The following is a 19,476-nucleotide window of genomic DNA, read 5'->3' as shown; positions in this document are numbered from 1 at the left end:
GAAAGGAAACCGGGTGCAGCCTGTCACGTTCTCGCCGAGCCGCCTGCGTGGACGGCTTGGGGAGCAGGCATGGCAGTTGAAGATCACGCGGACGTATTGACCGAGGCCGTTGCATCGGCGTGCGATATCCTGGTTGGCCGGTCAGGCCTGCTGTTGGCACAGGCCCGGCAGGGCGGGCTGGACATATCCGTCCGCTTTGGTTGCGGGGCGCTGTGGATGGTGGCGCGCCGCGGCGAGGATGGTGGGCTGGCCTTGCGTGTCCCGGTATTCGGCGCTGACGCCACCGCGCGGGTATTGCCATGCGAGGGGCAGATTGCGGCGATTGCATGGCGCTCGGCGATGGCGCAGGGCACGCTTCACGTCGCTGGCGATGGCTTTGGCCTGGAGCAACTGCGCATCCGCCATGACGTGACGCCGCTTGTCGATTTTCGCATGGGGCGGTTGCCGCGCGACCTGGTGATCTTTGATCGGGAGGGGAAGCCCGACGCTGAAGGTTTCACGCTTGAAGCGCAGCAGCGCAAGATGAACACCGGGCTGCTCTATTTCACGCTCGATCGGCCGCAGATGGGCGCTGTGCTCTATGTGCAGAACCTGTCGTCGCTGAACCCCTATTTCAACGCCACGGGTTCAAAACCTGAAAACGCCGTGCGTTGCGACTGGCCCGAACTAGGCTATTCGCCGCCGCTCGATCCAGAAACAGATCAGGCCGTGCTGCGCCAGGGGCAAACGCTGGTGCTCTACGACACCATCCTGGCGGTGCGCGCCTATCCACAGCGGGACGAGGGCGACAGTGCCTGGCAGTTTCTTGACATGATCGGGGCGATCTATCCCTGGCTTGCGCCGCCGCAGGCTGAATTTCGCAACTGGCCGGCGCGGGCAGACGCAACCGTCGAAGACCTGCTGCACGCACCCGAAGCGCGGATCGAGCATTTTGGCCACACCTATTTCCATCCCTATACGGCAAGCGAATATCCCGACGTCATGGTGCAACTGGCGATCGCCTCTGCGGTGGACGACTGGGCGCGTTGGCAGGGGCTGCGCCATCCATTGGTGCGCGCGATCCTTGCCGGCCTTGAGGGGTTTCACGATCGCTCGCTCGGTACGCTACGCCGCTATCTGCCCAATGTTGGCAAGGACAAGAACCCCAACGCGGTGGATAGTTGGTATCTCTATCATCCCATGCTCAATCTGGCGAACCTGGCCCTTGCGGGGCACCAGGACGCGCGCGCCCTGTTCCTCGCCACGATCGACTATGGCATCCGCGCCGCGCGGCACTTTTCCTACCGTTGGCCGATCCTTTATGACATCCGCGATTTCTCGGTGATCCAGGCCGTGGCAGAGGCGGACCAACGCGGGCAGACCGACGTGGGCGGGATCTATGCCTGGGTCATGCTCCAGGCCTTCGAACTCACGCTTGACCGGCGCTATGTGGACGAAGCGATGCGCGCCATCGATGCGGCGAAGGGCATGCGTTTCGAATTGAACTACCAGGCCAATCTCACCGCCTGGGGCGCGGCGGCCTGCATCCGGCTGTGGCGGATCACCGAGCGGAAGGACTATCTCAAGCAAAGCTATGTCTATCTCGCGAGCTTCTTCCACAACAGCCAGATCTGGCAGAGCGAGATCGGCCTGTCGCGCCACTGGCGCAATTTCCTGGGCGTGACCTGCTTGCAGGATGCGCCCTACATGGCGGCTTACGAATGCTTTGACAGCTTTGCCGCGTTCGAGCGCTATCTGGATTACGGCGGGCCGGACCTGATCCCGTCGGTGCGCCTGCTGCTGAGCGAATACTGCCGCCATGCGCTCGATCGCGCCTGGTTCTATTATCCCGATGCTCTGCCCGAAGACGGCGTGGCCGATCACGGCATCCGCAACGGCTACATCAAGCACGACCTCAACTTCCCGCTGGAGGATCTCTATCCCGACGGCCAGAAAGCCGGCCAGGTCGGGCAGGAAATCTATGGCTGCGGAGCGGCCATGATTTATGCCACGCGCGCGTTTCGTCGCATTCCCGGGGTGCCGTTCCTGCTGTGGTGCGACGTATTCGTGCGCGCCTTGCACCAGATCGACGCGCATACGCTGACCTTGCGGATCGATGGACCGGCGGGATCGCAAGCTCGGCTGGCTCTCGTGCCCGAGCATGGCGGCACCCTCACAGCAACGCTCGCACCCCGGTTGATCACGGCAGACGGGCAGGCCATGCCGTTCACCGCCCAAGGCAATCGCCTGGAAGCGCGGCTGCCGGCCGATGCGGCCTTGGTGCTGCGTTGGACGGATACGGACTGACCGCTCGACCTTGCGTTCCGTGGCCACGCGCTGTGGCGAGTCCGCGATCACCCCAGCGTCACATGGAGCACCCCCATGATCGCCATGCCACCGGCAAAGGCATAGGCCGGCAGATCATGCGCGGTCGTGCGCCGGTACGATGGCGTTCGTTCCCGGCGATGGCGGATGATGTCCGGCAGGATCTGGTGCAGCACGATCAGCAGCATCGCCCCGGCGGCGAGTGCCAGTCCCCACGGCAAAAGGCGCTGGACCAAGGCGACCAGCACGGCTCCGCCGGCGCCGGCCACCGGTTCGACCAGGCCGGATGCCGCGCCGCCGAAAAACGCGCGGCGCGAGGGCATGCCGGTGCTGGCCAGCGCACAGGCGACCGCCAGGCCTTCCGGCAGGTTTTGCAGGCCGATCCCGACGGCGGTAGCCAGTCCGCCGCTCGCGCTGCTTTCCGAAAACGCCATACCCACGGCGGCGCCTTCGGGAATGTTGTGCACCACGATGGCCAGGCACAGCACCCACACCGGCCGGGGCAGACCGGGTTGAGACCGGCATGGACCGGTAGAAGTGAGGGCATCGCCGCTGGTGTGGGGCGCCTCGGCAATGCCCTCTGGCGCAGGCAGCCAACGGCCCAACAGGGCCATGGCGCCCGCGCCAATCAGAGTGACCCCCAGCACGGCGGCGGTCGCCGGGGCGGTGCTCATTCCTTGCGCCTGTGCCGCGCGAATTGCAGGCAGGATCAACGAAAAGATCGATGCCGCGAGCATGACGCCTCCAGCAAAGGCCATGAAGGCTCGGTCCCGCACCGCATCGGCCCGCCGCAAGCCAAGTACGGGCATAGCGCCGAGGCCGGTGGCGAGGCCAGTGCCCAGGCTGGCAAGGCAACCGGCCGCCACGGCATTTGCCATCACCGGCTGGCCCCCGTTGCTGCCCGCGGCATCAATGGCTTGCCGTCTCGCCCCCGGCGCGCAGCGCCAGATAGCGACGGATCACCAGCGGCATGGTTTCCTCCAGGAACGCGGCCATGCCCTGTTCCTCTTGCAATGATTGCTCCAGCAGCGGTGTCGCATCGGCAAAGCCGCCTTCCGCTGCCATGACCAGCAAGGCGCTGTACGACGCGATCTCGAAGTTCTCGAACGCGAAGTTGGCCAGGCTGTTCTTGATGATTTCATCAGGGGCCATCATGTGCGCCATGGCCTGGAGGTTGGCACCCAGTTCCATGGTCAGGTCCTTGACCATGCTGGGCCTTTCGCCCAGCCCGGCAAGGATCGTTTCCAGCCGCGCAATCTGCGCCTCGGTTTCGCCGCGATGGCTGCGCAAGCGCGTTTCGACTTCGGCGTAGTGGGCCAGATGCTTGATCTGGCGATCCATCAGCGAAAGGGCCTGATGCTCCATGGCATGGGCGTCACGCAAACCCACCACAAAGATGTGCCGTACGGCATCTCGATCGATCATCTCAGTTTTCTCCCGAAGGCGTGCTTTTTTCATGGCGGGCAGGACGTGCCGCATCGGCGGGATTTTTCGCATCTGCCATGGCACGCGCTTCGGCCATGGATGCGGCACCGCCATAGTCCTGATCATCCACCTTGCCGGCGCCGGGCCCCGCGCCCAGCGTGACCCCGGTCGAAGGATCGATCGCCGGGTTGGACTGGAGTCTGGCCATCATCGCGGCGGTGTTGGTCTGGTCCTGCGCGCCCAGCGTGACGCTGGCCTGCCCGTCGCCGTCGTCCAGCGGCAGGTTGCCGGCCACGTCGTCCAGCCGGTTCCACTGCTCGCCCTGGTTCCACGGGCCAACCGCATCGCCTTCGCCCTGCGATGTGTTGACATAGAGATCGGCATAGGCAGCAAGGCCCGGAAGCTTGCCCGGCGGGAAGTTGTCGGCAATGGAATAGAGCGCCTTTTCAAAGCTCTTCTGGTGGGCGATTTCGCGCGTCATCAAAAAGCCCAGCGCATCCTTGATGCCGGCATCATCGGTGATCGCGATCAGGCGCTCGTAGACGATCTTGGCCCGGCTTTCCGCCGCGATGTTGGAGCGCAAGTCGCAAGTCGGGTCACCCCGGCTGTCGATATAGGCCGCTGTCCAGGGCACGCCGGCACTGTTGGTCAGCGATGGTCCACCGCCATAGAGCAGGGACTCGGTGTGGCTGACGCCGCCCGCGTTCAGCGCCATGAACAGTTCCGCTTCGCCCATTGCCGCTTCGGCCAGGGCGCCCTTGGCGCCTTTGTTGAGCATGGCGACGATCGAGCCGATCACTTCCAGATGGCTCAATTCCTCGGTCGCGATGTCGAGCAGCATGTCCTTGCGGCCAGGATCGTCCTCCGCCAGCCCTTGCGTGAAATAGCGCATGGCGGCGGCCAGTTCGCCGTCCGGGCCGCCGAACTGCTCCAGCAGCATCGCCGCCAGGGCAGGGTTGGGTTCGGCAACGCGCACCGTGTATTGCAGCCGCTTGTTGTGCATGAACATGACGTCGGTCCTCGTCTGGAGTGTCACCGTGCGCCGCTGCAATGCGGCGAGGCTGGGGTGAGCCTTTCGTGGCGGTCCAGCAGGCAATGGGCCGTTGCGCGGCCTGTTCCGTTCCAGGCGACCTGCCGCTTACCTGTGTATGCGGATCGGCCCGTTTCCAGGCCGTGGCGCCTCTGTTTGCCAACCCATGTGGTGAACAGTGGGCCGATCGCGCTGGCCGCGCATTGCCAGCCTGTTGCACTCTTTCTGCAAAGCGAGATCGATCATGAGCAAGGTACACAGTCCGGTGGAAGAGCGGCTTGGCCCGGCCGGGGATGTCATCCCCACCAATGACGGTCGCGATGCCCGCACTGCCGGCGGCGAGCCGCCAGAGCCGGTGGAAAAGCGGCCGAACGTGGGGCAGGTGAAGCCCGAGGACTACCCGCTGGCCGACCGCAAGGCATCCCAGCCCTGAGCCGCGATGGCGCAAGCCACTGGAACCGTTGCCTGGAATGGGCTTTTCTGGTTGGGCTGTCACGGCCCAACTTGCGGAGAAGCTTCATGAAAACAGGGTTGCTGTCTGTTCTTGCCGGCGCGGCGCTGGTAACGCTCGCGCCCGTCGCCAGGGCACAGGATGAGGCAGAGCCGGAAGTGGCACTGACCCCGCAGGCGCTGAGCGATGCGCTGTCGTGCCGCTCTCACGAGGCGCTGGAAGCCTTTGCCGGGCCGCTGTTTCTGGAAGGGAAGCCACCGGCGTGGATGCATGAACTTGGCGAGGATGCCGGAGCCGACAAGGCGACCGAAGGCATGATCGGCCTCTATGGCTACAGGCTGAGCCAACCGGCCCGCTTGTTCGAGGAGCCGGTCGATCGGGTCTATTTTCTGCAAAATTGGGTGGTGACGCTGTGGCCGCGCCAGAAGGTGGAGGCGTTCATCGCCGCGCACAAGCTGGAACGCGCTCCGATCAAGGGGACGGAGCAATACTACCGCTTCGTCGATCCCGACAGCGGCCCGATGATCGGCGTGTTCGAGCCAACCGGCAATGCCACGGCCGCGATGCTCGCCAAGGCATTCGGGGGAGAGGTACCGCCTGCCCCGCCGAGCGACCACCTGTTTGTCGGGTGCAACTATACCGTTGCCTCGCAAACCGAATTTCTTGATGCGGCCCGCCAGTCCGACGCCATTGCGGCGCATTCCGCCAAGAGCCTGGGCGAGGCTGTCAAACCGCATCGCCCATAATGATCGGCATGGGCCAGATAACTAGGGAAGGGAGTGACCGTCGCCGAGGGGAGTGGAAACGTTCGCCTCCGTGAGCTTTTTCTCGATCTCGTTGGCGGCCTTGGCCGCGGCGGTCTTGCCCGCGCGATCGGCCAGGGCCTGCCACGCGGCCTGAGAACGCAAGTGCTTGTCACGCTGGTTGGCCAAGCTGGAATCGCTGGCCGCCTGCGCGCTGATCGCCACTTGGCGAAGATAGAATTCCTGCGCTTCAGACACGGGCGTTTCCTAGAGCATTTTCAAGGCAGGTGGGGTCACCTGAGGAATCGAAAAATGCGGCAAATCAAAATGCTGGAGCGCCGGCTTTGACGTAGTCAAAGTCGCTCGCGCTCTAGCGTCGCTTGCGGAGCGCAGCCGGGCTGCCGCCGATCTTTTCGCGATAGACGATACGACCTTTGGTGAGATCGTAGGGTGTCATCTCGACGCGGACCCGATCGCCCACGATCGAGCGGATGCGGAACTTGCGCATCTTGCCCGCCGTGTAGGCGATGATCCGGTGATCGTTTTCCAGAAGGACGCCAAAGCGCCCGTCTGGAAGGATTTCGTCGATTTGGCCATCCAGGGTCAGCAGATCCTCTTTGGCCATGGGATCAAACCGACTGAAGGTTGACGGCTGCTTCCTTGCCGCGCCGATCGGTTTCCAGCTCGAAGCTCACGCGCTGGTCCTTGTTCAGGGTCGCCATGCCCGAACGCTCGACGGCGCTGATGTGCACGAAGCTGTCGTTGCCGCCGCCATCGGGCGCGATGAAGCCATAACCCTTGTCGGTATTGAAGAATTTGACGGTGCCGATGGGCATGGGTGTTTCCTTTTCACGAAACAGGAGAACCCGCTGGCAAAAGCACCAGCGGAGCTTGTAGCGAGAGAAAGGAAGGATCCACCCAGTTCTGCGGAAATAAAACTTGCCAGCAGTCAAAGGGCATCAAAATCCGTCGCAGGCGACGATAGCAGATAACCTTATGGCACGCTGGCCCTGTTCTGTCAATTTTTTACCGGAGCCGCATCGGGGGCTGTGGCTGTTTGGCTGGCAATCCGGCTCAGCATGTCGGCATGGTGGGCAACGACCGGAACGATGGCATTGGCGGCGGCGCGCAGGGCGGGTTTGTCACCCTGTTCGGCATAGGCACGGTGCAGGGCGAGGGCTGCGGTATGGGCATCGCGCTGGCCCGCCAGGTAGACCTGTTGCGCGGTGGCGCCCTGGGCCTGGCGCAATCCGTCCAATGCCGCCGTCTGCGTAGAATCCAGCGCCGGTGCCGGCATGGCAAGGCCGTCTTGCCGCGCTGCCTGGGCCAGGCGGGCACTGGAGCGGCTATGGTCCTCGATCATCATGCGGGCAAAGGCGGCGACCTGCGGATCGGGGGCCTTGGCCAGAATGAGCCGCGCGGACTCCAGTTCAAAGCGATCACCTGCGGCGGCCTTGGCCAGATAGGTTGCCGCATTGAGTGCGGCACTGGTCGATGCTGCGGGCCGCGCGGCCTCGATCGCGGGTTGCGCGGCGATGGTTTGCGAGCTTGCGGCCAGCGGCAGCAGCACGGCATAAGCGGTGTGGCGGTGCATGGCGTGTCTCCAGCCGTTCAATGGCGCGCACGCGAGGGTGCGATGCGGACAGCGTTTGGCGAAAGCCCCGGCCAGCGGTTGCTGCTGGGCGACGGACGATGATCGTTCCATGGCGAGATGGGTAGGGCGGGCGGTACGACCGGCAGCGCCGGCGGAACGCAAGGCAGATGCGGCATCGAATGTCTCCCATGATCGTTGAATGGCCAATGCGTACCGAGCGGCCGGCGTTTCGCATCGACAACATGGGTAAGCGATTTGCCCCGTCACCGGGGCGCAATGCGGCAGGAAAAGCCGTCGTGCGCAAAGGAGCGTTCGATCACCCAATGCTGCTGGCGTGCGAAAAGACGCGAGCCCAGCCCCTGGCGATCGGGTGGCCTGACGGATGGACCGCCCGTTTCTTGCCAGTCGATCACGCCCGCCTGGTTCCAGCGAATGGTCACCTGGCCGGTGTCGGTGGAAAGGGCGCCATGCTTGAGCGCATTGGTGCACAATTCATGCAGCAAAAGCAGCAGGTGATAGGCGGCATCGCGCTCCAGCGACGCGGGCGGGCCGCGCACGATGAAGGCCTCGGCATTGTGGAAGGGCGCTATGGCCACTTGCACCAGCGCTGCCACAGTCAGGCCAAAGTCCGTACTGTCACTGTCTTTGCGCCTTGCATCAAGCAGGCGGTTGGCATTGGCCAGAGCCTGGACCCGGCCCAGCAATTCCTGCCGGAACTGTTCCGGATCGTCGTCTGCGCGGGATACGCGGATCAGCGCTTGCACCACGCCCAGGGCGTTCTGCACGCGATGAAACATTTCGCGCACGACGATGTCCTGTTGGCGCGCCAGCGCTTCCAACTGTCGCACGGTGCGACGCAAGGTATCGCCAACGGCGATCAGGGCCAGATCCACCACCAGAAACAGCGCAGCCAGTAGCGTCCGGTTCGCCACGGGCATGGCCACGCCGTCTGGCGCCAGGAGACCGGAAAACAGTACGTTCACGACTAGTGTGGCGATGGCCGCCACGGCCGACGCGGCGCGCCAGCCGAGGAAAACCGCTGCGAACAGAATGAAAGGACAATACAGCACATGAGGCGCCGCGTCTGCCAAGCCATCCAGCCACCAGCGCAGTATCGTGGGCACGGCCAAAGCCAGTATCGCGCCAACGACGCTATGCCATGTCGCGAGATCGAGCAGGATGGCGCGGCGAACCACTTCGATCCGCGTCATGGCGCCTCCACGCAATAAGCCGGCCCCCCAGAGGGAGCCGGCCGTTTTCAGGGATTGTCGCGTCAATGACGGTTATCCCAACCCTTGCGCGAAGCTTCGGAATGGCCACGGGAATCGCCGAACCATCCGCCGTGCCCGCGATCGTCGTCGCGCCCCCCGCGACGGCCTCCCCGGTCGTCGTCGTCGTCATCGCGGCTGTAGCGGCTGCGGCGGTCATCGTCATCATGGCGTCCGCTGCTGCCGCGCGACGACCGGTCGCGATCGTCCCAGCCCCGGCGCGAGGCTTCGGAATGGCCGCGCGGGTCACCGTACCAGCCGCTGCCTTCGTGGTCGGAGTTTTCCCAGCCCCGGCGCGAGGCTTCGGAATGGCCGCGCGAGTCGCCATACCAGCCGCTGCCTTCATGGTCGGAGCGTTCCCAGCCCTTGCGCGAGGCCTGCGAGTGCCCTTCGGGATCGCCGAACCAGCCGCCATGCCCGCGGTTGCCACTGCGCCCGCCGCGATCATCGTCGCGGCTGCTGGAGCTGCGACCCCGATAGTCACGATCGTCGTCGTGGCTTCGGCTCGAACGGCCGCGATCGTCGCTCATGAAGCGCCCTTCCTCGTCGCGCGGTCGATCCTGGCTGCTGCGGCCGCCGCGGTGATCATCGTCTTCGCGATAGCGTCCGCCCTGGCCGGCAAACCGGCCGCGATCGTCGCGACCGCCATTGTCGCGTCCTTGATAACTTGCCATGGTTCTCTCCTGGGTATTGCGGGCCTCGGCCCGGGGGGAAGCGCCGAACGATACCGGCGCCTGAGGAGGAAGCCGGTCTTCGGCTTCCAGTTCGCTGCGCAGTTCCTTGAGCTGCGCGGCAAGTTCGGGCGTGTCGACGCCGGCCTTGCCGGCCCGGGCAAAGATGCCGTCGTCGCCTTCTTCTTCCTTGACGTGGTGCAGGATCTGCTCGGCCAGGACTTTGACCTTCGCGTCGCGAAACGGGTCATCGCGACGGGCGCGAACCAGATCGGCGATCAGCACCTTGGCGCTGTCATGCTCAACCTGTGCCTCGTCTAGCGGGTCTTCATCGCGCGCGGCATGGCGGCACGCCGGGTAGAACACTTCTTCTTCCAGCATGGTATGCAGTGTCAGCGCGTGGCACACGTCCTGAATGATGGCGTCCTTGCGATCATCACCTGCCTTTTCGTATTCCGCGAAAAGCTTTTCCACGCGGCGGTGGTCCTGCTTGAGCATCGCGATCGCCTCACCATCGGACTTCTTGGCATGCGCCGAATTGTCGTGCGCCGAAGACTTTGCAGCAGACGTGCGCCGCGTGGCGGTCCTGCCATTGGGCTTGCTGCCGGACTTCGCCGGGGCGCCCGCGGTGGCCTTGGTCTCTGGCGCCGACGCGCTGGCGCCTGGCGCGGCGGCATTGGCCGGGACGGTGCCGGATATAGCCTTGGTGGTGTTTTCCGGGGAAGGGGGGCTGTTGCTGGCCATCGGGCCGTTCTCCTTCGCGTTGGTGGGCGGCCGCACAGGATCGGTGCGGCGTCTGGCGCATGATGGTGCGGCATCATCGCCGGTTGCGAAGGGACAGCGTTCGGCTGACGACAATTATCCGGGCGGCTATCCCAGGTAAGCGATTTTCAAGATGTCCATTCGGGTATAATTCGGCTCATCGGCTATGCGGCACGGCCGGTCTCCCGAGGGCGGCAAAGCCAACCTATGTAAATGGTCCGAAGTGGTGGTTACTTAAAATTGTCCTGATTCGACAATGGCATCGCGCCACCATCAAGGGACAGGATATGACGCAGGAGACCAACCGGCCGACCGGCCCGGTGTGCATGTTCCGCCGCCACGACTATCTCGCCCGCGCCGGAGAAACCAAGGACTGCGTGCTGCGCATCGAAGATGGATGGGCCGCACAATACCGTTTGCTGCCCGACGGGCGGCGCCAAATCATCACGCTGTTTCTGCCCGGCGACTATTGTGAACCGCAATGGCTGTTGCAGGGGCGAGCGACGCTGCCGATCGTTGCCCTGACGCGGGTGCGGGCACGCGTGCTGCCGCATGGCCGCATCCAGGCGCGCGCGCCGCATGAGGAGGACAGCACGATCCGCGTGCTTGATGCCATGCTCACCCTGTTGCGCAACCGGGAGAAATGGATTTTCAACCTCGGCCGCATGACCGCCACCGAACGATTGTGCAACCTGTTGTGCGAACTCCATGCACGGCTCAAGGCGCGCAACCGCGTGATCCAGGATCGCTGCGCGATGCCGCTGACACAATATGACCTGGCCGACATCGTGGGAATTTCTCCCGTTCACGTGAACCGCGTGTTGCAGACCTTGCGCGGCGAAGGGCTGCTCGATCTGAAAGGCCGGTGGATGCAGGTGCGTGACCTGATGGCTTTGCAGCGCCTTGGCGAAGTTTCGGGCGACGCGGCCGGTCCAAACGTGCCGCAGGCGGCCTGATCGCGCCACGGCTGGGCCAGCACAAATGAAGCAAGAACAAGAAAAGATGTTGCACCTTTACATATGTGTAGAAGGGCTTGTGACAGTCCTTTCATCAGGCCGGCGCAGGCGCGGCGATCCAGATTGGTCGCAAAGCGCTGTAACGATCGGGGATGTCATGCGGCCGCGCCACTGCGAATATCTTGTTGTGGCGGCCACCAAGACCGCCGGGTCCGCGCTTGCGTCGCGCGTGATCGGCCGGCGTTGAGCGCAGCATTCATGCCGTGCAACGCCTTGGGCCGGCGGCTGGCTCGCTACGCCCCGCTGGATGAAACCGACCTGCGCGCGATCGAGCGGCTTTGCGCGGTGCCACGCCATCGTGTGCCCCCGCGTCGGGAATTCCTGCGCGAGGGCGATCGCCCCGGCGCGGTGCAAGTGTTGCTGGAAGGATGGGCGCAGCGTCTGGTGCTACTGCCCGATGGCCGGCGGCAGATCACCGGCTTTGCCTTGCCGGGAGACGTGCTGTGGCGGCCGAGTGGCGCGATGCGGCTGGATTTTTCGGTGATTGCGCTCACCCCGGCCATGATCGTGCCGATCAATGCCGGTGCCTGGGATCAGATTGCGAGCGAGAGCAGCGGGATGGCCCTGGCCCTGGCTCGGCAGGAGCGTGTTGCCGAAGCCATCGAGCGGCGCTGGCTGGTCAACCTGGGGCAGCGCACTGCGTTCGAGCGCCTTGGTCACCTGTTCTGCGAGCTGTGCCACCGCCTCGATACGATCGGCATGGTTACGCGTTCTGACCAGAGCCAGAGCTTTGCTTTCCCGGTCACGCAGGTGGAACTGGCCGAGGCGACGGGCCTGAGTCCGGTGCATGTCAACCGCGTCTTACGCGAGATGCGCAGCGAGGGCCTGATCCGCCTGGAGCAGCGCACCTTGCATTTGCTGAAAAGGCAGGCGCTGGCGCAGCGCACCTTGTTCGACCCCGCTTATCTGGAGCCATGAACTTAGAGGCTGACCGAAAAGTCCTGCGGGTCGGTTTGGCGGGTCTTTTGCGCCACCACGGCGTCGGCTGTTCGCCACGATGCTTCCAGCATCGCTGGGCTCTCAGCCTTCTTGTGGTGACCCAAAATCCCTCGCCAAACCTCCGCCGCCCCACTTTCCGGTCAGCCTCTTAGGGGCGCTGCGAGCGGGTCAATAGGGGTAGGACAGGCCATAGTGGCTGTAGACCTGCCGGCCATATTCGAGATCGTGGACCGGTTCGTCCTCCGTCCCATAGTGCGGGCCGCTTTCCAGCGTGGCGCGATCGAGATCGACGACATAGCCGCCCTGGCCGCTGTCATAATTGAGCGCGTTCCACGGCAGCGGATAGTAATCGCTGCCAAAGCCGAGAATGCCGCCGAATTGCAGCACGGCATATTCGACCTCGCCGCTGCGCTTGTTGACCATGAAGTTGTAGACCGAGCCCAGCCGCTCGCCCATGGCGTTGTAGACGGCCGTGCCTTCCACTTTGTCAGAGGCGATCAGTCGGGTGGTTTCGTCGGTGGCGATATCGTGGGCCATGGCGTGTCTCCTTCACTTTCGTTCAAGCCAACCCGCAGCAGGCCCTTGCGCCGCCGGCCACGCGTTCGGACGACGCGAGGGCGTGGCAGGGTGAAGGAAAAACTGACCTATGCTGGTGCGCGGCGGTGTCAGCCCGGGGCGCCTTCGCGCGCGATCATCGCCTCCAGCATGCGCCGCGCGCGGGTGCCGCCTTGGTCGATGCCCAGCGACAGCGGCTTTTCCTGCCAGAAATCGCGACCGCGCACATTGTCATAGGCGGCCTCGATCATCGGCTTGTCTTCCAGGTCGAAAGCCTCGCCAAACAGGGCCAGCAGCATGGCATCGACTGCCGGGTTGTCGAGGTCGTTGAATCGCGTAGAAGACCAGAAATAATGCGTGGTATGCTCGTCGGCCGGGGTGAGGATATGGGCCTGCGGCACTTCGAAGCCTGCATCGCGCGCCGCGCCGCGTGGGGTTACACCCACGTGCAGCCGCATCGACGCGGGTGCGTTCCAGCGCATGTCTAGCCAGTGATCCACTTTCGCATCGGGGGGGAACACGCCCTGGGCAACCGACGGGGGCGCGATGTCGGGCATCCACCAGTTCGAATGGAGCGTTTCGCCCTCCACGGTGACACTGTGTTGCCCAGCAAAAATCACGCCTTGGCCCGCGAACGTCCCCTTGTGCACGAATTCGATGTGCGACAGGTCGAGCAGATTGTCGGTGCCGTAAGCATAGTTGGCCTGCATCAGGGTATAGCCCCGCACGGTGCGGCTGTGGGCCGTATCGGGCACAAAGCTGAAATCGGGAATTCGCGAGGGTTCGGCCGCCGCCGCGTCACCGGCCCAGACCCAGGCAATGCCGTCGCGTTCCACAACCGCGAAGCTCGGTACGGTGGCGCCGGCTGGAATGCGCTCGCCGAAGGGATTGTGCGCGCAGCGACCGTCGGGGGTGAACGTCAGCCCGTGATAACCGCAGACCACCTTGTCACCATCGCGGGTGCCCTTGGACAAGGGTGCAAAGCGGTGTGGACAGCGATCGAGCAGCGCGGCCAGGCTGCCGTCGTGCAGGCGATAAAGGAACAGCGGCTGTCCGGCGATCCGCCGTGCCAAGCCCGCTTCGCCGATCTCGTCCGCCCAGCCGGCCATGTACCACGCATTGCGCAGCATTTTCATCGCATTCTCTCCGTCGCTTTACAATGTGTACCGTCGGTACATATTGTAAAGCGAGCGGTGCCATCAAGCTTTTTGTGCAGCCGTGAGGCCGGGTAGGAACAGCGCCAGGGCACTGTCGACATGCGCGGTGACCGTCGGGTCGTCCGCCGTCTCGACGAGACCGATCAGAACCTGCTCGTAAAGCCCGGCGCGAATGGCGTGGAGCAGGGTATCGGCCGCACGGGCACAGTCGAGATCGGGATGTACGCCGTCGGGTTTGCGGGCTTCCAGCAGCGCAGCCAAGGCTTGGACGATGACCTGGTGTCCATGGGCATAGAAGGCCTGCGCGCCGGCGGGATTGGCCGATGCCGCGCTGATCACCGCGCGATAGAGCGCGAGTGCGCCCGGCGTGAGGTAGAACCGCAAGACGCCGAGCAGCGCGCGACGCAGCGCCTCTGCCAGAGGCAAGGTGCGGATGGCGGCGCTGTCGAGATCGAGCGTCGCGATCGTGGTCTCGGCCTCGGCATGGATTGCCGCCGCAATCAGCCCGGTGCGATCGCCAAAATACTTGGCCAGAGTGGCTTTCGAGCCACCGGCCAGCCGCAGCACTTCGTTGACGCTGAAGCGATCAACGCCCAGCGCCATGATCTGGGCACGGGCATGATGGACCATCGCATCGCACCGCGCCCGCGCCGCGGCCTGTTTGGCGGAGGCAGGCGTGGCGGCAAGCGACTGGGCAGATGGATCGGGCATGGGGCCTGCTAACCGGCAAGAGGCGCATACGGCAAGCGGCGATCGGTCCGTGGTGTGGCCGGCCCGCCACAGCAAGCGGCAACGTGTGCGCGGATGCGTTAGCCTCTAGCGCTGCGCCTCGTTATGTTATAGAACATAACTTGAAGAGCAAAACTGTGTTCTGACGAGGAGAGGAAACCATGACGACGTCGCGCGTCCGTCCGCTTATCTATCTTGCTTTGCTGACCAGCGCCGCGCTGCCGGCCGTCCCGGCCCTGGCGGCCGACGGCGATGCGCCGCAGGCTGCAACCGGCGATACCGACACCAAGGATATCGTTGTCACGGCGCAGCGCCGCCGTGAAAGCGTGCAGAACGTCAACATCGCGGTCACCGCGCTTTCGGGCGATGCCCTGGCGGAAAAGAACGTGAGCCGCGCTCTCGATCTGCAAACGGCCGCGCCGGGCATCACCATCTCGCGTTCGGGCATCACCGACAGCTTCAACATTCGCGGCATCGGCCTAGCTTCCGCGTCACCGCAGGTGACCAATGGTGTTGCCACCTATATCGACGGGGTGTTCCAGACCCCGATCGTGTCCAACGGCCAGTTCTACGACATGGCGGGCGCGGAAGTGCTGCGCGGGCCGCAGGGCACGCTCTCGGGCGCGAATTCCACCGGTGGCGCGGTCTATCTCACCACGCAGCGCCCGCAACTGGACAAGCTGGGCGGATATGCCACGGCCAATTATGGCAATTACAACAATGTTGGCGTCAACGGTGCAATCAACGTGCCGGTGGGAGACAACTTCGCTATCCGCGCGTCCGGCCTGTTCAATCGCCATGATGCCTGGTTCAAGGACATCGGCCCGGCCAAGAACCAGCCCGAGCGCCTCAACGAAATCGATGGGCGCGTTCAAGCACTCTACAAGTCGGGCGGGTTCCAGGCAAACCTGAAGGTTGAAGCGGTCCAGCGCCGCACCGGTGGCTTCGCGCTCCAGCCGATCAACACCACCTTGGCCAACAACCCCTATGTGGTCGGCCGCACCAACACGCCGTGGACGGTCAGCTATGATTCCCCGGTCGCCAACTTCGAGCGCGCTTTCGCCACGGTGCTGGAAGCCAAGTATCAGTTTGATGGCGGTCTGACCATCCGGTCGGTCAGTGCCTATCAGAACAAGCGGCTGTCGGCGGTGACCGAAACCGACGCCAGTTCAATCAATCCGACCAACTGGTCGACTTATCCGGCGCTGGCTGCCCTGGGCAAGGTGCAGAACCAGGTGGTGGGCGCCAACAATGTCCGCGAGCGCGTCTATAGCCAGGAAATCAACATCATCTCGCCCGATAGCGGCGCGTTCAAGTACGTGCTCGGCGGCTATGCGCAGCGCAACAAGATCGACCTGCGCAACTGGAACAGCACCAACGGGGCGTTCACCACGCTGCCGCAGCCGATGACCAACAAGCTGCTGCTGGGCGTGTTCGGCCAGGCCACCTATCAGCTTGCGCCCAAGTTCTCGGTCGACGCCGGCCTGCGCTATTCGCACTTCCACGTCGACGGCTTTGGCGCGGTCTATCGCGCGGCAGCGGGTTCGACCATCGACCAGGTGATGTCGGTGCCTCCGGTGGGCGCAACCGTGCTGGTGCCGCAAACCGGCAGCGAAGGCGACGGGCGCATGACCGGCAAGCTGGCCCTGAACTTCAAGCCCGACGCCGACAACCTGCTGTTCGTGTTTGCGGCGCGCGGTTACAAGAACGGCGGCATCAACCCACCTGGCGGCAGCTTCCGTCCCGAAACCGTTTGGGATTACGAAGCCGGGTGGAAATCCAGCTTCTTCGATCGTCGTCTGAAGACGCAGATCGGCGCGTTCTACATGAAGTACAACAACTTCCAGATGGACGTGATCAACCCGCTGTCGGGCCAGAGCGGTGTGGTCAACCTCGCCAACTCCGACATCAAGGGCTTTGAGGCGAGCTTCCAGGGCAAGTTCGACGCACTGTCGATCGATGGCGGCCTGTCCTTCGTCGACAGTTCGCTGAGCGCGCTGTCGCTTGTCAACAAGTGGGCGATCCCGGCCGGGGTCAGCCTGCCGCAGTGCAACCCCGCCGGCACCGCCGGCACGGTGGGCACGGGTTGCTTCAACTATGTCATCACCAGCACCTCGGGGGGGCCGAACCTCTACAGCCCGAAGTGGACCTGGAACGTGTCGGCGGCCTACCGCATCGATCTGGGCGGCATGCGCACGCTCACGCCGCGCCTGGGCTATGCCTACATCGGCTCGCAGTGGGCCTATCCGACCTATCAGGCTTCGACCGACCTGATTGCTGCGCGTGGCCTGCTGCAAGGCAGCATCACGCTCGACATGGGCACGTTCAAGGCAGAGGTCTATGGCACCAACCTGGCCAACAAGTTCTACGTGGCTGGGCAGAACGGCAAGAACGAACTCTATGGCGCGCCGCGTGAATACGGCCTGCGCCTGAGCAAGACGTTCTGATGCCGTGGCTGTCCCGGTGCGGAGGGGGCCGCGCCGGGACAGCCATTCAATCCGGGCACCACAGGGCCCGCAGCAAGGGGACGAGTTCGGAGCGCAGATGTTCGGGAACGGCGGCATGAATGCGGGCTTCGTGAGCCTCGAATTCGGCAACGATGCGGGCGGCGAGGTCCTCGCCCGCCGGTGTGAGACTCAAGGTCTGGATCCGGCCGCGCCCCTGGCCCGTGGCGACCAGGCCACGCTCCACGAAACGGCGGATGATGGGATTGAGATTGGAGCGCTTGATCGACAGCGAGCGTCCGCATTCCGCCTGCGAAAGGCCCGGGTTGCGGCCGATCATGACCAGGATCGACGCTTCGGAAACGCCAATGCCCAGCGGTTCGAGATGCTGCGAAAGCTGAGCCAGGCGACTGATCGCAGCGCGGCGCAGCAGATAGCCGGGAAAGGCAAGAAAAGGATTGTCCATCGCTGCTCCGGGTCCGGTGCGTTGCTGGCGATGGCCATGATGGCCAGGCCCCGATCCGGCGGTAATAAATGTGTTATTCAGCATAACTCCATGGCGATCAAGAACGCAAGAAAGCGAGCGGCGATGAAACAGCATTGGGCAATGGGTTCCTTGGCACTGGCAACGGCCCTGCTCGCCGGCAGTGGCACGGCGCAGGCGCAGGCTTCGGCGCAGGAGCAGCCGGGTAGCGAGACCGCCGAACCGGATTGCGCGTCTCTCGTCCGCGCTGCGTTTCCGGATGCCACGACCACGCTCTCGCTGGCAGCCTTGCGCCCGCCGACGGCCGCGGAAGCGCGTGGCGCCGATGACCGGATGCAAGGCCCGCCGGCGCCGGCGATGCCCGCCCATTGCGAAGTGATCGGCAAGCTTCAGGAACGCCAGGGCGCCAACGGCCAGACCTATGCGATCAAGTTCCACTTGCGCCTGCCGGTGCAATGGAATGGACGCTTCGTGTTCCAGGGCGGCGGCGGATCGGATGGCAACCTGGGCGATGCCACGGGCGGCTTTTCCAGCCAGCCGGGCGTGACGGCGCTGGGGCAGGGCTATGCCGTGATCTCGTCGGACTCCGGCCATGACAATGCGGTGAACAACGATCCCGCGCGCCAGGGCGTGGTGACGTTCGGGCACGATGCCCTGGCGCGCCACAATTATGGCTTTGGCTATATCGGCCCGGTGGTGCAGGTGGGCAAGGCGCTGATCCGCGCCTATTACCACCGCGATCCGGCGTTCACCTATTTCGTCGGCGGGTCCAAGGGCGGCCAGGAAGCGATGATGGCGGTGCAGCGCTTTCCCGCCGAATTCGATGCCGCGCTGATCGGCTATCCCGGCTTTCACCTCGCCCACGCTTCCATCGCGCAACTATGGGACGGGCAGGCCTTTGGCAGCGTGGCCAAGGCGATGGGTCAGATCGGCCGCGATGGCCTGCCGCTGGTCAACAAGGCGATGAGCGACCAGGATATCCTGCTGGCCCAGGGCGCGATCCTCAAGGCCTGCGACGCGCTCGATGGGCGAACCGACGGCATGATCGAGCATTTCACCGCCTGCACCACGGCACGGGTCTTGCCCGAATTGGCAAAAGTCACCTGCGCGAGCGACAATCCGGCGAACAAGACCGCCGCATGCCTGCTGCCGATGCAGGTTGCCGCGCTGCGCAAGGTGATGGGCGGACCGCGTACTCGCGATGGGCAGGCGATCTATTCCGACTGGGCGTGGGATGCCGGCATCGGCGCGCAGACCGTCAAGGGCATGACGCAGGGTTGGCGCATCTGGAAGATGGGGGGCTATGGCTCCGACACCAACAACGGGGCGCTGCTGCGCCTTGGTGCCCCCAGCAATTCGGCGGTGTTCCGCTCCCCCCCGTTGGACGTGGCGAGCGATGTCACATCGCTCACCCGCTACGCGCTCAATGCGGACATCGATCAGGCCTATCACGATGCCCACGTGAAGTGGGGCGCGCTGAATGAAGCGCCGGTAGATTTCATGCACGCCGACGCCACCGATCTTTCTGCATTTACGCGGCGCGGGGGCAAGATCATCCTGTTCCACGGCGTCAGCGATCCGGTCTTTTCGGTGCTCGACACGATCCGTTGGCTCCAAGCGGTTGACCGCCATGAACACGGTACGTCGGCGCGGTTCCTGACGTTCTACGCCGTTCCCGGCATGAACCACGGGCGCGGTGGCCCGGCGACCGACCGGTTCGATCTGTTCTCGTCGCTGGTCGCCTGGCGCGAAAAGGGTGTTGCGCCCGGACCGGTCACCGCGACGGCTGGCGACGAGACGCCATGGCCTGGTCGTACCCGCTTGCTCTGCCCTTATCCGCAATGGCCCCATGCCTTGGCGGGTGATCCGGAACGGGCCAGTTCTTCGGTCTGCCGCTAAGGGGC

21 protein-coding genes are annotated in these 19,476 nt (G+C 64.4%); 8 read left to right on the top strand and 13 right to left on the bottom strand.

Features of this window, described 5'->3' with window-relative positions; genetic code table 11:
• Positions 1–69: 69 nt before the first annotated feature.
• Positions 70–2,286 carry a hypothetical protein gene (locus tag IE191_RS01700; RefSeq protein ID WP_191322598.1) on the top strand — a complete coding sequence of 739 codons (2,217 nt, stop codon included), beginning with the start codon at positions 70–72 and terminating at the stop codon, positions 2,284–2,286.
• A 47-nt stretch (positions 2,287–2,333) separates the two neighbouring features.
• Here IE191_RS01700 and IE191_RS01695 read toward each other — a convergent pair whose 3' ends face one another.
• Genes IE191_RS01695 through IE191_RS01685 form a run of 3 tightly spaced genes read right to left on the bottom strand, consistent with a single transcriptional unit; the run spans position 2,334 to position 4,738 of the window.
• A complete protein-coding gene (locus tag IE191_RS01695) occupies positions 2,334–3,182 on the bottom strand; it encodes a ZIP family metal transporter (RefSeq protein ID WP_191322597.1) in 849 nt (282 codons plus the stop codon).
• 31 nt (positions 3,183–3,213) lie between these two features.
• Complete coding sequence (locus IE191_RS01690) at positions 3,214–3,729, bottom strand: ferritin-like domain-containing protein (protein ID WP_191322596.1); 516 nt, start codon at positions 3,727–3,729, stop codon at positions 3,214–3,216.
• Position 3,730: 1 nt separating this feature from the next.
• On the bottom strand, positions 3,731–4,738 hold the full coding sequence (locus IE191_RS01685) for a manganese catalase family protein (RefSeq protein WP_191322595.1): 1,008 nt from the start codon (positions 4,736–4,738) through the stop codon (positions 3,731–3,733).
• Positions 4,739–5,003: 265 nt separating this feature from the next.
• Between IE191_RS01685 and IE191_RS01680 the strand changes: the two genes are divergently transcribed.
• Together IE191_RS01680 and IE191_RS01675 are read left to right on the top strand one after the other, a co-directional pair.
• Positions 5,004–5,192, top strand: coding sequence for a hypothetical protein (locus IE191_RS01680; protein WP_191322594.1), 189 nt, complete (start codon positions 5,004–5,006; stop codon positions 5,190–5,192).
• Between the two features lie 86 nt (positions 5,193–5,278).
• The gene (locus IE191_RS01675) at positions 5,279–5,956 is read left to right on the top strand and encodes a hypothetical protein (RefSeq protein WP_191322593.1); all 678 of its coding nucleotides are present in this window, start codon (positions 5,279–5,281) and stop codon (positions 5,954–5,956) included.
• A gap of 21 nt (positions 5,957–5,977) precedes the next feature.
• Here IE191_RS01675 and IE191_RS01670 read toward each other — a convergent pair whose 3' ends face one another.
• From IE191_RS01670 to IE191_RS01645, 6 genes are all read right to left on the bottom strand, one after another.
• Entirely contained in the window at positions 5,978–6,211 is a 234-nt protein-coding gene (locus IE191_RS01670) for a hypothetical protein (protein WP_229815025.1), read from the bottom strand.
• A gap of 112 nt (positions 6,212–6,323) precedes the next feature.
• Positions 6,324–6,578 carry a translation initiation factor IF-1 gene (gene infA / locus IE191_RS01665; protein WP_191322592.1) on the bottom strand — a complete coding sequence of 85 codons (255 nt, stop codon included), beginning with the start codon at positions 6,576–6,578 and terminating at the stop codon, positions 6,324–6,326.
• Positions 6,579–6,582: 4 nt separating this feature from the next.
• On the bottom strand, positions 6,583–6,789 hold the full coding sequence (locus IE191_RS01660) for a cold-shock protein (protein WP_191322591.1): 207 nt from the start codon (positions 6,787–6,789) through the stop codon (positions 6,583–6,585).
• Positions 6,790–6,971: 182 nt separating this feature from the next.
• Entirely contained in the window at positions 6,972–7,547 is a 576-nt protein-coding gene (locus IE191_RS01655; RefSeq protein ID WP_191322590.1) for a DUF4142 domain-containing protein, read from the bottom strand.
• Positions 7,548–7,810: 263 nt separating this feature from the next.
• Positions 7,811–8,758 carry an HWE histidine kinase domain-containing protein gene (locus tag IE191_RS01650; RefSeq protein ID WP_191322589.1) on the bottom strand — a complete coding sequence of 316 codons (948 nt, stop codon included), beginning with the start codon at positions 8,756–8,758 and terminating at the stop codon, positions 7,811–7,813.
• A 62-nt stretch (positions 8,759–8,820) separates the two neighbouring features.
• Positions 8,821–9,984: a hemerythrin domain-containing protein gene (locus IE191_RS01645; RefSeq protein WP_191322691.1), complete on the bottom strand. Its 1,164-nt coding sequence runs from the start codon at positions 9,982–9,984 to the stop codon at positions 8,821–8,823.
• Here IE191_RS01645 and IE191_RS20970 point away from each other — a divergent pair.
• From IE191_RS20970 to IE191_RS01635, 3 genes are all read left to right on the top strand, one after another.
• Positions 9,977–10,369: a hypothetical protein gene (locus IE191_RS20970; protein ID WP_229815024.1), complete on the top strand. Its 393-nt coding sequence runs from the start codon at positions 9,977–9,979 to the stop codon at positions 10,367–10,369. The genes IE191_RS01645 and IE191_RS20970 overlap by 8 nt on opposite strands.
• Complete coding sequence (locus IE191_RS01640; protein WP_191322588.1) at positions 10,290–11,204, top strand: Crp/Fnr family transcriptional regulator; 915 nt, start codon at positions 10,290–10,292, stop codon at positions 11,202–11,204. The genes IE191_RS20970 and IE191_RS01640 overlap by 80 nt, the downstream gene beginning before the upstream one ends.
• 243 nt (positions 11,205–11,447) lie before the next feature.
• Positions 11,448–12,182, top strand: coding sequence for a Crp/Fnr family transcriptional regulator (locus tag IE191_RS01635; RefSeq protein ID WP_191322587.1), 735 nt, complete (start codon positions 11,448–11,450; stop codon positions 12,180–12,182).
• A 189-nt stretch (positions 12,183–12,371) separates the two neighbouring features.
• Here the strand turns inward: IE191_RS01635 and IE191_RS01630 are convergent, their stop codons facing one another.
• The 3 genes from IE191_RS01630 to IE191_RS01620 form a co-directional block, all read right to left on the bottom strand.
• Positions 12,372–12,740 carry a PRC-barrel domain-containing protein gene (locus IE191_RS01630; protein ID WP_191322586.1) on the bottom strand — a complete coding sequence of 123 codons (369 nt, stop codon included), beginning with the start codon at positions 12,738–12,740 and terminating at the stop codon, positions 12,372–12,374.
• Between the two features lie 128 nt (positions 12,741–12,868).
• On the bottom strand, positions 12,869–13,894 hold the full coding sequence (locus IE191_RS01625) for a Rieske 2Fe-2S domain-containing protein (protein WP_191322585.1): 1,026 nt from the start codon (positions 13,892–13,894) through the stop codon (positions 12,869–12,871).
• 63 nt (positions 13,895–13,957) lie between these two features.
• Positions 13,958–14,626, bottom strand: coding sequence for a TetR/AcrR family transcriptional regulator C-terminal domain-containing protein (locus IE191_RS01620; protein ID WP_191322584.1), 669 nt, complete (start codon positions 14,624–14,626; stop codon positions 13,958–13,960).
• 179 nt (positions 14,627–14,805) lie between these two features.
• On the opposite strand from IE191_RS01620, the gene IE191_RS01615 reads away from it, so the two are divergent.
• Positions 14,806–17,091: a TonB-dependent receptor gene (locus IE191_RS01615; protein WP_191322583.1), complete on the top strand. Its 2,286-nt coding sequence runs from the start codon at positions 14,806–14,808 to the stop codon at positions 17,089–17,091.
• 46 nt (positions 17,092–17,137) lie between these two features.
• Here IE191_RS01615 and IE191_RS01610 read toward each other — a convergent pair whose 3' ends face one another.
• On the bottom strand, positions 17,138–17,689 hold the full coding sequence (locus tag IE191_RS01610; RefSeq protein WP_191322582.1) for a MarR family winged helix-turn-helix transcriptional regulator: 552 nt from the start codon (positions 17,687–17,689) through the stop codon (positions 17,138–17,140).
• A 15-nt stretch (positions 17,690–17,704) separates the two neighbouring features.
• On the opposite strand from IE191_RS01610, the gene IE191_RS01605 reads away from it, so the two are divergent.
• Entirely contained in the window at positions 17,705–19,471 is a 1,767-nt protein-coding gene (locus tag IE191_RS01605) for a tannase/feruloyl esterase family alpha/beta hydrolase (RefSeq protein ID WP_191322581.1), read from the top strand.
• Positions 19,472–19,476: the final 5 nt, after the last annotated feature.

Origin of the sequence: Novosphingobium pokkalii (assembly GCF_014652855.1) — a bacterium.
Lineage (GTDB): Bacteria > Pseudomonadota > Alphaproteobacteria > Sphingomonadales > Sphingomonadaceae > Novosphingobium > Novosphingobium pokkalii.
The sequence above is the reverse complement of the archived record's forward strand: the minus strand, read 5'-3'. Positions and strand labels throughout refer to the sequence as shown.

Excerpts from the sequence above, each read along its gene's own strand:
- IE191_RS01685 (WP_191322595.1), bottom strand. The coding sequence starts at position 4,738 with ATGTTCATGCACAACAAGCGGCTGCAATACACGGTGCGCGTTGCCGAA.
- IE191_RS01695 (WP_191322597.1), bottom strand. The coding sequence starts at position 3,182 with ATGGCAAATGCCGTGGCGGCCGGTTGCCTTGCCAGCCTGGGCACTGGC.
- IE191_RS01625 (WP_191322585.1), bottom strand. The coding sequence starts at position 13,894 with ATGAAAATGCTGCGCAATGCGTGGTACATGGCCGGCTGGGCGGACGAG.
- IE191_RS01655 (WP_191322590.1), bottom strand. The coding sequence starts at position 7,547 with ATGCACCGCCACACCGCTTATGCCGTGCTGCTGCCGCTGGCCGCAAGC.
- IE191_RS01700 (WP_191322598.1), top strand. The coding sequence starts at position 70 with ATGGCAGTTGAAGATCACGCGGACGTATTGACCGAGGCCGTTGCATCG.
- IE191_RS01690 (WP_191322596.1), bottom strand. The coding sequence starts at position 3,729 with ATGATCGATCGAGATGCCGTACGGCACATCTTTGTGGTGGGTTTGCGT.
- IE191_RS01680 (WP_191322594.1), top strand. The coding sequence starts at position 5,004 with ATGAGCAAGGTACACAGTCCGGTGGAAGAGCGGCTTGGCCCGGCCGGG.
- IE191_RS01675 (WP_191322593.1), top strand. The coding sequence starts at position 5,279 with ATGAAAACAGGGTTGCTGTCTGTTCTTGCCGGCGCGGCGCTGGTAACG.
- IE191_RS01650 (WP_191322589.1), bottom strand. The coding sequence starts at position 8,758 with ATGACGCGGATCGAAGTGGTTCGCCGCGCCATCCTGCTCGATCTCGCG.
- IE191_RS01620 (WP_191322584.1), bottom strand. The coding sequence starts at position 14,626 with ATGCCCGATCCATCTGCCCAGTCGCTTGCCGCCACGCCTGCCTCCGCC.
- IE191_RS01640 (WP_191322588.1), top strand. The coding sequence starts at position 10,290 with ATGATGGTGCGGCATCATCGCCGGTTGCGAAGGGACAGCGTTCGGCTG.
- IE191_RS01630 (WP_191322586.1), bottom strand. The coding sequence starts at position 12,740 with ATGGCCCACGATATCGCCACCGACGAAACCACCCGACTGATCGCCTCT.
- IE191_RS01610 (WP_191322582.1), bottom strand. The coding sequence starts at position 17,689 with ATGCTGTTTCATCGCCGCTCGCTTTCTTGCGTTCTTGATCGCCATGGA.
- IE191_RS01645 (WP_191322691.1), bottom strand. The coding sequence starts at position 9,984 with ATGCTCAAGCAGGACCACCGCCGCGTGGAAAAGCTTTTCGCGGAATAC.
- IE191_RS01615 (WP_191322583.1), top strand. The coding sequence starts at position 14,806 with ATGACGACGTCGCGCGTCCGTCCGCTTATCTATCTTGCTTTGCTGACC.
- infA (WP_191322592.1), bottom strand. The coding sequence starts at position 6,578 with ATGGCCAAAGAGGATCTGCTGACCCTGGATGGCCAAATCGACGAAATC.
- IE191_RS01660 (WP_191322591.1), bottom strand. The coding sequence starts at position 6,789 with ATGCCCATCGGCACCGTCAAATTCTTCAATACCGACAAGGGTTATGGC.